This is a genomic window from Janthinobacterium sp. BJB304 (assembly GCF_002735765.1).
GTDB lineage: Bacteria > Pseudomonadota > Gammaproteobacteria > Burkholderiales > Burkholderiaceae_D > Janthinobacterium.
Genome location: NZ_PDZN01000030.1, coordinates 68,928 through 79,879, shown reverse-complemented (window position 1 = coordinate 79,879; position 10,952 = coordinate 68,928). Strand labels below are relative to the sequence as shown.

Genomic DNA, 10,952 nt, shown 5'->3' with positions numbered 1-10,952 from the left:
CGCCGACCCCGACACCCACTCCGACGCCAACGCCAACCGGCGGCACCTGCGCACTGGCGTGGGTGGCCGGCACGGCTTACAGCGCGGGCGCCACCGTCAGCTACGCGGGCACGAATTACCGCGCCAACTACTGGACGCAGGGCGACAACCCGTCGACCAGCAGCGGCGCCGCCGGCACGGGCAAGCCTTGGACCAGCCTGGAGATCTGCAGCACCACGCCGACACCGACGCCAACGCCAACCCCAACGCCAACGCCAACCCCAACGCCAACCCCGACACCGACACCGACACCGACACCGACACCTACGCCAACACCTACGCCAACGCCAACGCCAACGCCGACCGGCCGCGAAGTCGGTTCCTATTTCGCCCAATGGGGCGTGTATGGCCGTGACTATGAAGTGGCAAACGTGCATTCCAGCGGCGTGGCCGACAAGTTGACCTTCATCAACTACGCTTTCGGCAATATCTATCCGAAAAACGGCGGCTACGAATGCGGCATGATCACCAAGGCCGAGCCAGGCGCGACGAATCCGAATTCGCCGGACGCGGGCACGGGCGGCGATGCCGAGGCCGACTACATCCGCACGCCGAAGCGCACCGTCGATGGCCAGGCCATTCCGTGGGACGCACCGTTGTCGGGCAACTTCCTGCAGCTGAAAAAGCTGAAGGCGGCGCACCCGAACCTCAAGCTGTTCATTTCGCTGGGTGGCTGGAGCTGGTCGAAGAACTTCTCCGTCGGTTCGGCTACCGATGCGCTGCGCAAGCAGATGGTGCGTTCGTGTATCGATATCTACATCAAGGGCAACCTGCCGGTGCAGGGCGGTCGCGGTGGCGCGGGTGCGGCGGCCAACATCTTTGACGGCATCGACATCGACTGGGAATACCCGGTCGGCGGCGGCCAGCCGTACAACACGGTCAGCCCCAACGACAAGCGCAACTTCACCTTGCTGATGGCGGAATTCCGCAGCCAGCTCGATGCGCTCGGCGCCGCCAATGGCAAGCGCTACCTGTTGACGGCCGCTGTCGGTGCCGGCAAGGACAAGATCGACAACACGGAACCGGCCCTGTACTCGCAGTACATGGATTGGATCAACCTGATGACGTACGACTTCCACGGCGGCTGGGAAAACAGCACCAACTTCAACGCCCAGCTGTATGCCGACCCTGCCGATCCGTCAACGGGCATGGCGCGCGAATACGTGGGCGACAAGGCGGTGCAGTACATGATTGCCGCCGGCGTGCCGCGCGACAAGCTGCTGCTGGGCATACCGTTCTATGGCCGCGGCTGGACGGGCGTGGCGCCGGGACCGAACGGCGATGGCCTGTACCAGGCGGCCACGGGCACGGCGCCGGGCACGTACGAGTCGGGTATCGAGGACTATAAAATCCTCGTCGCCAAGGCCGGCACGCGCTACTACCATCCCGTGACCAAGCAGCTGTACCTGTACACGGGGGCGGGCGGCCAGTGGTGGAGCTATGATGATCCGACCGTCATCGGCACCAAGGTGAAATACGTGAAGGACCAGGGCTTGCGCGGCGCGTTCTCGTGGGAACTCGATGGCGACGCGAATGGCGTGCTGGCGACCGAGGTGTGGAAGGTACGCTAACCGTGTGCTAGCGTAGCAGGATGCGGCCGGGCGGCATTGCTGCCCGGCCGCTTGTTCATATAAAAAAAGAGGAGACGGGCGATGGCGGCGGTATCGGCATTCGGAGTCAAGCAGCAGGAACAGGAACAGGAGCTGAGCCGCGAGTGGCGCAGCTGGATCGCGGAAAATCTCATGCTGGGCAGCCATCCGTCGGCGCTGATGCCGGTGCTGCAAAAGGCCGGCATCGCGGAGCCGCTGGCGCGCCGCGAAGTGGAGCTGGCGTTGCAGAGTCCCTACCTGGCCGGCGCCGTGCGCCTGTCGAACCGCCTGGCCAAGCGCGACTGGGTGATCGACATCCAGCGCAAGCTGAATCAGCTGCGTGCCCCCGAGATTCCCCGCCGCGAGAGGCTCTCCGCGCAGGAATTCCTGGACGAATTCTATTCGACCAACCAGCCCGTCATCATCACGGGCATGATGGATGAGTGGCCCGCCATGGCCAAGTGGAGCCCTGCCTACTTTCGCGAACATTTCGGGCCGCGCGAAGTGGAAGTGCAGTTCGGCCGCGAAGCGGATGCCCAGTACGAAATGAACAGCGTGGCGCACAAGCGCAAGATGGCGTTCGGCGAGTACGCGAGCCTGGTCGAGGGCAGCGGCGCGACCAATGATTTCTATATGACGGCGAATAACAATTCGCAGAACCGGCAGGCCTTGCGCGAGCTGTGGGGCGACATCGGCCAGCTGCCCGAGTATCTGGAGCAGAGTGGCGGCCCGACGGGTTTTTTATGGTTCGGCCCGGCCGGCACGGTGACGCCGTTCCACCACGACCTGACGAACAACTTCATGGCGCAAGTCAAAGGGCGCAAGCGGCTGCGCATCATGGCCGCCTGCGAAGTGGCGCGCGTGTACAACCAGCGCCACTGTTTTACGCCCGTCGACGGACGTGCCATCGACCTGCGGCGCTACCCGCTGATGGCCGACGTGCAGGTGCGCGAATGCGTGCTGGCGCCGGGCGAGATCCTGTTCCTGCCCGTCGGCTGCTGGCATTTCGTCGAAGCGCTTGACGTGTCGATGACGGTGGCGTTTACCAACTTCAAATGGGATAACGATTTTTACAGCAAGTATCCGCCGAATCACGACTTTTGATTGGCATGCGGATTGCCGCGAACGCGCAGGGAACAGCCGCCGAACATGCGGCTTTTTTCATTGTACGGTGCGTTTCTTGTATAAGATATTTCCATGGAATAATTGATTGAAATCATTTTGCAGCAATTATTTTGATATGAATGACCATGATGTTTCATTATCCAGATGCGGATGAGGGGTAGATAATTTTATTGCTGGTGCGCCGCCGGGTACCTGATGTTGACTTGCCGGCGTGCACCGGCATCGACAATCATCTGGAGGCGGCAGGGCATGAACACGCAGCAAATGACACAGTTACAGCAAGCACCGGCAAGTAGTACGGAACTCCAGCTCGACACGCGGCTGACCCGCGAAGCGGCCGAGCTGCTGGCCAGGGCCGATATCCACTTGAATGGCCGCGCGGCCTGGGACATGCAGCTGCGCAAACCGGGCGTGCCCGAGCGGGCTTTCGCCAGCGGCAACCTGGGCCTGGGCGAAGCGTACATGGATGGCGACTGGGATGCGCAGCAGCTCGACGAATTCTTTTGCCATCTGTTGCGCGCCAGGGTGGCCGACGATGTGCGCCCCATGCGCCTGGCCTTCCACGCGCTGTACGCGCGCCTGTTCAACCTGCAGACGGAGCGACGCGCGTGGATGGTGGGCAAGGAGCACTATGACCTGGGCAACGCCTTCTATGCGGCCATGCTCGATCCGCGCATGACCTATACCTGCGGCTACTGGAAGGACGCCGGCAACCTGGCCGAGGCGCAGGAAGCCAAGCTCGATTTGATCTGCCGCAAGCTGCGCCTGGAACCGGGCATGCGCGTGCTCGACATCGGCTGCGGCTGGGGCAGTTTCATGCGTTATGCGGCGGAAAAATACCAGGTGCAGTGCGTGGGCGTGACGATTTCGCAAGAGCAGGTCGCCTACGCGCGCGGCATGCCGGGCGGCGAGCACCTGGACTTCCGCCTGCAGGATTACCGTGACACCGATGAAAAATTCGACCGCATCGTCAGCATCGGCATGTTCGAGCACGTGGGGCACAAGAATCACCGCACCTTCATGGAAGTGGTGCACCGCTGCCTGGAAGACGACGGCCTGTTCCTGCTGCACACGATCGGCAAGAACAAGCGCGATTCCGCATGCGATCCGTGGATCGACAAATATATCTTCCCGAATGGCGACTTGCCGTCCATCGGCCAGATCGGCGACGCCATTGATGATTTATTTATCGCCGAGGACTTGCACAACTTCGGCGCCGACTACGACAAGACCCTGATGGCCTGGCATGCGAACTTTGAGCAGGCCTGGCCGCAGTTTGCGGCCCAGCTGGGTGAGCGCTTCCACCGCATGTGGTCATACTACCTGCTGTCCTGCGCGGGCGCCTTCCGCGCGCGCGACCTGCAGCTGTGGCAATGGGTCTTGTCGAAGCAGGGCGTGCTCGGTGGCTATGATCGCGTCAGCTGATATCATGGCTTGATGGACATCAATCAAGCGCGTACCTTCCTCGAAGTGGCTTCCTGCGGCAGCTTCATCATGGCGGCCGAGCGCATGCACGTGACGCAGACGGCCGTCAGCGCCCGCATCCGCACCCTGGAGCAGCAGCTGGGGCGCCAGCTGTTCGTGCGCAACAAGGCGGGCGCGCGCCTGACGTCGGCCGGCGAGCGCTTCATGCGCCATGCGGCCACCATGGTGCAGGTGTGGGAGCGGGCGCGCCACCAGGTGGCCCTGCCGCCGGGGCGCGACGACGCCGTCAGCATAGGCTGCGAACTGAGCCTGTGGCAGCCGCTGCTCGGCGACTGGCTGATACGCATGAGCCGTGATTGTCCCGAAATCGCCTTGCGCGCCGAAGTCGACAGTCCCGCGCGCCTGCTCGACGCCGTGCACGACGGCTCGCTGGACCTGGCCGTGCTGTACAACCCGCCGCAGCGCCCGGGTCTGGCCAGCGAATTGCTGGCCGAGGAAAAGCTGGTGATGGTGACCACGCGCGCCGACGGGCAGATGCAGGCCGATACCTATGTGTACGTCGACTGGGGACCCAGCTTCGCGGCGAACCACCAGGCGGCGTATCCTGAACTGAGCAGTCCGCCCATCTCCATTTCCCTGGGACCGCTGGCCCTCGTGTACCTGCTGGAAGTGGGCGGCGCCAGCTACTTTCGCATCGGCAGCGCGCAGCCGTATCTCGACGCAGGCTTGCTGTACCGTGTGCGCGACGCGCCAGAATTCTCGCATTCCGCCTACGCCGTGTATGCGGCCCAGCGCGACAACCCCACCCTGGACCGCGCCCGCGCCTGCCTGCTCGAGGTGGCGGAGAAGATCAAGTAGGTTCGACAGACGTAAAAAAGCCGACCCGCGGGTCGGCTTTTATTTTCATGTCCTCGCGCATAAGCGCAGCGCATAAAACGTTCAGGGCAAGGCGCGGTGCCGAAGGCAGTACGACTGGTACGGCGAGGCACTGCAACGCCGCCCTGGGCGTTTTTGCGTTAGCGCTTAGTCGCGGCTGCCGCCAGCGAAACCCAGAAGGGAGAGCAGGCTGGTGAAGATGTTGTACACGTCCAGGTAGATGCGCAGGGTGGCCGAGATGTAGTTGGTCTCGCCGCCGTTGATGATTTGCTGCACGTCATACAGGATGTAGGCCGAGAAGATGGCGATGGCGACCATGGAGATCACGATCGACAGTGCCGACAGGCCCAGGAAGATGTTCGCCACCGATGCGAGGATCAGCACGATCACGCCGGCAAACAGCCATTTGCCCATGGCCGAGAAATCGCGCTTCGACACAGTGGCGATCGTCGCCATCACGGCCAGGATGGTGGCCGTGCCGCCGAATGCCGTCATGATCAGCATGCCGCCGTTCGAGTAGCCGAGCGTGCGCGTCAGGATAGGCGTGAGCATCAGGCCCATGAAGAAGGTAAAGCCCAGCAGGACGGCGACGCCGAGGCCCGAGTTCTTGGTTTTCTCGATTGCGTACATGAAGCCGAATGCGACGGCCATGAAGATGATGAAGCCCATGCCGCCAGTCAGCATCGGCAAATGCATCTGCACGCCGATGAAGGCGCCCAGCACGGTCGGTATCATGGACAGTGCCAGCAGCCAGTAAGTGTTGCGCAAGACCTGGTGGCGGACTTGCTGCATGCCCCCCGACAGGTCAAAGGTGCGTTGCATGTTCTGATTCATAGTGCCTCCGTGTTGTCAATTCAAATTACTGCTTTACCCAAGGATAGCATGGGGGCCGGAATTTGCCAAAAAAGCAGCTTAAGATTTCATTAAACAGGGACAGGGCGGCAAGATGCCCCTGCCCGTCTGGGTGATATGGGGTGGAGTATGGTAAAATCAAAGGTTGATTGAGTTATCAATTTACCGTTTTAAACCTTACTTTTATTGGAGTTTTCACACATGGCAATCGAACGCACCCTGTCGATCATCAAACCAGACGCAGTTGCAAAAAACGTAATCGGTCAAATCTACACCCGTTTTGAAAACGCTGGCCTGAAAATCGTTGCAGCACGCATGACCCAACTGTCGCGCGAACAAGCTGAAGGCTTCTACGCAGCGCACAAAGAGCGCGGCTTCTTCAAGGATCTGGTCGACTTCATGGTTTCCGGTCCAGTCATGATCCAGGCCCTGGAAGGCGAAAACGCCGTTCTGGCCCACCGTGACCTGATGGGCGCGACCGATCCGAAGAAAGCAGAAAAAGGCACGATCCGCGCCGATTTCGCCGATTCGATCGACGCTAACGCCGTACACGGTTCCGACGCTGTCGAAGCTGCTAAAGTGGAAATCGCTTACTTCTTCCCAGAACTGAAGGCTTAATTGCCTTAGATAACGTTATTTCCTGGCGTTATCTGTGAAATAACTTATCACCCCCTGTTCCCGCTGCGCTGTGGTGCTTTGCCCCTGATGCGCGCGGGGACGGATTTTTAGAATAGACAAGATCATGAATACGACGACCCTCACCAACTTGCTGGACCTCGATCCCGCGCAACTCATCGCTTACTGCGCCGAGTTGGGAGAGAAACCGTTTCGTGCGAAACAATTGCAACGTTGGATACACCAGTTCGGCGCTTCCGACTTCGACGCCATGACGGACCTGGCCAAGTCGCTGCGCGACAAGCTGGCTACGCGCGCCGAAGTGCGCGCCCCTGCCATCATCAGCGACCACACGTCGACGGATGGCACGCGCAAGTGGCTGGTCGACGTGGGCAATGGCAATGCCGTGGAAACCGTGTTCATCCCGGAAGAAAACCGCGGCACCCTGTGCATCTCGACCCAGGCCGGCTGCGCCGTGAACTGCCGTTTCTGCTCGACGGGCAAGCAAGGCTTTAACCGCAACCTGAGCGTCGGCGAAATCATCGGCCAGCTGTGGATGGCGGAGTTCGAATTGCGCCGCACCAAGGGCATCGAACCGGGCCCGAAAGGCGAGCGCCAGATCACCAACGTGGTGATGATGGGCATGGGCGAGCCCCTGCTGAACTTTGAGCCGACCGTCACGGCCCTGAAATTGATGCTCGACGATAACGCCTACGGCCTGTCGCGCCGCCGCGTGACCCTGTCGACGTCGGGCGTGGTGCCGATGATGGACAAGCTGTCGCAGGAAGTGCCGGTGGCCCTGGCCGTCTCGCTGCACGCCTCGAACGACGCCTTGCGCGACGGGCTGATTCCCCTGAACAAGAAATACCCGCTGAAGGAATTGATGGCGGCCTGCAAGCGCTATCTGGAATTCGCCCCGCGCGATTTCATCACCTTCGAATACTGCATGCTCGACGGCGTCAACGACAGCGACGAGCACGCGCGCGAACTGCTGGCGCTGGTGCAAGACCGCGAGTTCGGCGTGAACTGCAAGTTCAACCTGATTCCCTTCAACCCGTTCCCCGAGTCGGGCCTGTTCCGCTCGAAAAACCCGCGCATCAAGGCTTTCGCCCAGGTGCTGATGGATGGCGGCATCATCACCACCGTGCGCAAGACGCGCGGCGACGATATCGATGCGGCCTGCGGCCAGCTGGCCGGCGAAGTCAAGGACCGCACGCGGGTGCAGGAACGGATGGAAAAGATGACTGAGTATCAACAGAAATTTGGCGCCAATTTCGGCAAGATCGTGGAGATCCGCTCCTGATGAGGGAAGGCATGGCTTACCAACGCTCGCTTGCTGTGGCCGCTGTTTGCCTGGCTGTGCTGCTGGTCGGCTGTGCTTCCACCGCAGACAAGGAGCAAGCTGCATCTGTCGAGCAGCGCGCCGCCTTGCGCTTGCAGCTGGCCAGCGCCTATTATATGCAGGATCAGTTTGTGGTGGCGTTGGTCGAAGCAGAGCAGGCGGTGCAGCTGGTGCCGGACAACGTCCAGGTGCGCGGCATGCGCGCCCTGATTTTTGCTGCCATGCATCAACCTGGGGCTGCTGAAAAAGATTTTCTTTACGCTTTGCGCCTCGCGCCCCACAATCCCGAGTTGAGCAATAATTATGGCCTGTTTCTGTGCCAGACCGGGCGCGCGGCGCAGTCGCTGGCGTATTTTGATGCCGCATTGCAAGATGCCGCCTATGGCACGCCTGAACTTGCGCTGCATAATGCGGCGGCGTGCAGCCTGGTCATGAAAGATTACCCGCGCGCCGCTGACTACTGGCTCAAGGCGGAGCGCATCGCACCTGGCGCGGCAATCACGTATGCCGGCCTGGTGCGCGTGTATTACCAACAGCAAGACTACCGGCAAGCGGCTCGTTACCTTGAGCGGCTCGGTAAAGTAGCGACAATGGAGAGCCAGACGGCCGATGTGCTGTGGCTCGGGATCAAGGTGCAGCATAAGCTCGGGGATGCGGGTGCGGAAGCTGGCCTGGGGGCGCATTTGCGCAACCACCATTCCGGCTCCCCCGAATATGCTGCTTATCAAAATGGGGCGTTTGATGAGTGAGACAGGGATACCAATGAATTCAGAGTGGGCAGAAACGCCTCAGCAGCAGCCCCAGGGCAATCTTGCGTTGGCAGGCGCACAGTTGAAGGCGCAGCGCGAAGCGCTGGGCTGGCCCGTGGAGCAGGTGGCCGACCAGCTCAAGCTGGCGCCGCGCCAGGTGATCGCGCTGGAAGAGGGCGACATGGCGGCCTTGCCGAACGTGGCCGTGGTGCGCGGTTTCGTGCGCGCCTACGCCAAGGTGGTGCGTCTCGACGCGGCGCCGCTGGTGGCCATGATCGAAGTCCATCCGGCACCGGCGCAAGACCCGGCCGCGCCCGTGCGGCGTGAAATTTCCGCCACGTTCTCGGAATCGCGCTTCCCGTCGATGACGCAGCGCTCGTCGAACCAGACGCCAATCTGGATCGCCGGCGCCGTGGCCGTCGTCGTGGCGGCCGCCTTTGGCGCCTATAAACTCGGTTACGTGCCGGCCAGCCTGCTGTCTGCGCAGGCCGGGAAGGAAACCGCGCATGCAGAAGTGGGTCCGGTGGAAACGACCCTGATCAAGCCGGGCCAGGACTTGACGCCCGTGCAGACGCCGTCCGTGCCCCTGATTTCCGTGCCGCCACCGCCAGGCAACGATACGCAGACGGGCGCACCTGCCGCTGCCGCCGCTTCGGCGCCGGCCGCCGCCGTGCCGCCAGCCGCCGTGCCAGCTCCGGCGACAGCGGCAACGGCTGCCGTCACGCCGCCCGCTGCTGCCGCTGCCGCTGCCCCTGCCGTGGGCGCGAATGCGCTGGTGCTGAAGGTGGAGCAGGATTCCTGGGTCGAGATCCGCCGTCCCGGCGCTTCTCCGCTGATTTCGCGCATGGTCAAGGCGGGCAGCACGGAAACGTTCGATATCACGGGTCCGGCCACTCTGGTGGTGGGCAAGCCGGGTGTTGTGCAGGCAACCTTGCGCGGCGCCAAGCTGGAGCTGCCGACCGTGGCCGGCGGCACGATCTCGCGTGTCAGCATCAAATAATTGCACTAATCGTTCAAGCAAACTCAGAAGATAATATTATGGCTACCTCGAAAACAGCGATCGGCTCCGGCCCTTCCGGCCGCCGCGACAGCCGCAAGGTGCTGATCGCGCACGGCCAGCGCCAGATCTGGGTGGGCGGCGACGCCCCCGTGGTGGTGCAGTCGATGACGAATACGGATACGGCCGACGCCATCGGCACGGCGATCCAGATCAAGGAACTGGCGCGTGCCGGTTCGGAACTGGTGCGCCTGACGGTGGACCGTCCCGAAGCGGCTGCGGCCGTGCCCTACATCCGCGAGCAGCTCGACAAGATGGACATCGACGTGCCGCTGGTGGGCGATTTCCACTATAACGGCCATACCCTGCTTAACGACTACCCCGATTGCGCGCGCGCGCTGTCGAAGTACCGCATCAATCCGGGCAACGTGGGCAAGGGCGCCAAGCGCGACACGCAATTCGCGCAAATGATCGAAGCGGCGTGCAAGTATGATAAGCCGGTGCGCATCGGCGTGAACTGGGGTAGCCTGGATCAAGCCTTGCTGGCGCGCATCATGGATGAAAACGCGGGCCGCGCCGAACCGTGGCCGGCGCAAGCCGTCATGTATGAAGCGCTGGTGACGTCGGCGATTGAAAACGCCGTGCGCGCCGAAGAACTGGGCCTGGGCCGCGACAAGATCATTCTGTCGTGCAAAGTCTCGGGCGTGCAGGATTTGATCGCCGTGTACCGCGAACTGGCGCAGCGCTGCGACTATCCGCTGCACCTGGGCCTGACGGAAGCGGGCATGGGCAGCAAGGGTATCGTCGCTTCGACGGCGGCCCTGGCCGTGCTGCTGCAAGAGGGCATCGGCGACACCATCCGCATTTCGCTCACGCCGGAACCGGGCGGCGACCGCACGCGCGAAGTGATCGTCGGCCAGGAAATTTTGCAAACCATGGGCTTGCGCAAGTTCGCGCCCATGGTGATCGCCTGTCCCGGCTGCGGGCGCACGACGTCGACCACCTTCCAGGAACTGGCCGACAACATCCAGACGTATCTGCGCGAGCAGATGCCGGAGTGGAAGAAATCGTATCCGGGCGTGGAAGCGATGAACGTGGCCGTCATGGGCTGCATCGTCAACGGTCCCGGCGAATCGAAGCATGCGAACATCGGCATCAGCCTGCCCGGCACGGGCGAGTCGCCAGCCGCCCCCGTGTTTGTCGACGGCGAAAAAGTCGTCACCCTGCGCGGCGAACGCATCGTCGAGGAATTCCAGGACATCGTCCTCAATTATGTTAAAAGCCATTACGGCGCAGCAGCGTAGGTCGGATTAGCGCTACGCGCGTAATCCGACAATCAAGTT

General features: G+C 62.2%; 10 protein-coding genes. 9 read left to right on the top strand and 1 reads right to left on the bottom strand.

Annotation, left to right across the window (positions count from 1 at the left end; translation table 11 throughout):
* The 4 genes from CSQ95_RS26595 to CSQ95_RS26580 all read left to right on the top strand — a co-directional run.
* Positions 1–1,610: glycosyl hydrolase family 18 protein (locus CSQ95_RS26595; protein WP_099411657.1), on the top strand; the 1,610-nt coding region annotated here is incomplete at its 5' end.
* An 81-nt stretch (positions 1,611–1,691) separates the two neighbouring features.
* The gene (locus CSQ95_RS26590) at positions 1,692–2,732 is read left to right on the top strand and encodes a cupin-like domain-containing protein (RefSeq protein ID WP_099411650.1); all 1,041 of its coding nucleotides are present in this window, start codon (positions 1,692–1,694) and stop codon (positions 2,730–2,732) included.
* Between the two features lie 285 nt (positions 2,733–3,017).
* A complete protein-coding gene (gene cfa / locus CSQ95_RS26585; RefSeq protein ID WP_099411656.1) occupies positions 3,018–4,178 on the top strand; it encodes a cyclopropane fatty acyl phospholipid synthase in 1,161 nt (386 codons plus the stop codon).
* A 12-nt stretch (positions 4,179–4,190) separates the two neighbouring features.
* Positions 4,191–5,036, top strand: a complete 846-nt coding sequence (locus CSQ95_RS26580) for a LysR family transcriptional regulator (RefSeq protein WP_099411649.1) — start codon at positions 4,191–4,193, stop codon at positions 5,034–5,036.
* Between the two features lie 165 nt (positions 5,037–5,201).
* Here the strand turns inward: CSQ95_RS26580 and CSQ95_RS26575 are convergent, their stop codons facing one another.
* On the bottom strand, positions 5,202–5,888 hold the full coding sequence (locus tag CSQ95_RS26575) for a Bax inhibitor-1/YccA family protein (protein ID WP_034752039.1): 687 nt from the start codon (positions 5,886–5,888) through the stop codon (positions 5,202–5,204).
* Positions 5,889–6,107: 219 nt separating this feature from the next.
* On the opposite strand from CSQ95_RS26575, the gene ndk reads away from it, so the two are divergent.
* The 5 genes from ndk (at position 6,108) to ispG (ending at position 10,913) form a co-directional block, all read left to right on the top strand.
* Positions 6,108–6,524 (top strand): nucleoside-diphosphate kinase, encoded by a 417-nt coding sequence (gene ndk, locus CSQ95_RS26570; RefSeq protein WP_070223377.1) that lies wholly within the window; start codon positions 6,108–6,110, stop codon positions 6,522–6,524.
* Between the two features lie 124 nt (positions 6,525–6,648).
* Entirely contained in the window at positions 6,649–7,824 is a 1,176-nt protein-coding gene (rlmN, locus tag CSQ95_RS26565; protein ID WP_034752035.1) for a 23S rRNA (adenine(2503)-C(2))-methyltransferase RlmN, read from the top strand.
* Between the two features lie 11 nt (positions 7,825–7,835).
* A complete protein-coding gene (gene pilW / locus CSQ95_RS26560; protein WP_099411655.1) occupies positions 7,836–8,612 on the top strand; it encodes a type IV pilus biogenesis/stability protein PilW in 777 nt (258 codons plus the stop codon).
* A 67-nt stretch (positions 8,613–8,679) separates the two neighbouring features.
* Positions 8,680–9,612 (top strand): helix-turn-helix domain-containing protein, encoded by a 933-nt coding sequence (locus CSQ95_RS26555; protein ID WP_306532832.1) that lies wholly within the window; start codon positions 8,680–8,682, stop codon positions 9,610–9,612.
* 38 nt (positions 9,613–9,650) lie between these two features.
* A complete protein-coding gene (ispG, locus tag CSQ95_RS26550; protein ID WP_070221911.1) occupies positions 9,651–10,913 on the top strand; it encodes a flavodoxin-dependent (E)-4-hydroxy-3-methylbut-2-enyl-diphosphate synthase in 1,263 nt (420 codons plus the stop codon).
* The last annotated feature ends 39 nt before the right edge of the window (positions 10,914–10,952 follow it).

What these genes read in the sequence shown, in the direction of transcription:
- ndk (WP_070223377.1), top strand. Translation starts at nt 6,108, where the DNA reads ATGGCAATCGAACGCACCCTGTCGATCATCAAACCAGACGCAGTTGCA.
- CSQ95_RS26575 (WP_034752039.1), bottom strand. Translation starts at nt 5,888, where the DNA reads ATGAATCAGAACATGCAACGCACCTTTGACCTGTCGGGGGGCATGCAG.
- CSQ95_RS26580 (WP_099411649.1), top strand. Translation starts at nt 4,191, where the DNA reads ATGGACATCAATCAAGCGCGTACCTTCCTCGAAGTGGCTTCCTGCGGC.
- cfa (WP_099411656.1), top strand. Translation starts at nt 3,018, where the DNA reads ATGACACAGTTACAGCAAGCACCGGCAAGTAGTACGGAACTCCAGCTC.
- pilW (WP_099411655.1), top strand. Translation starts at nt 7,836, where the DNA reads ATGGCTTACCAACGCTCGCTTGCTGTGGCCGCTGTTTGCCTGGCTGTG.
- CSQ95_RS26590 (WP_099411650.1), top strand. Translation starts at nt 1,692, where the DNA reads ATGGCGGCGGTATCGGCATTCGGAGTCAAGCAGCAGGAACAGGAACAG.
- rlmN (WP_034752035.1), top strand. Translation starts at nt 6,649, where the DNA reads ATGAATACGACGACCCTCACCAACTTGCTGGACCTCGATCCCGCGCAA.
- ispG (WP_070221911.1), top strand. Translation starts at nt 9,651, where the DNA reads ATGGCTACCTCGAAAACAGCGATCGGCTCCGGCCCTTCCGGCCGCCGC.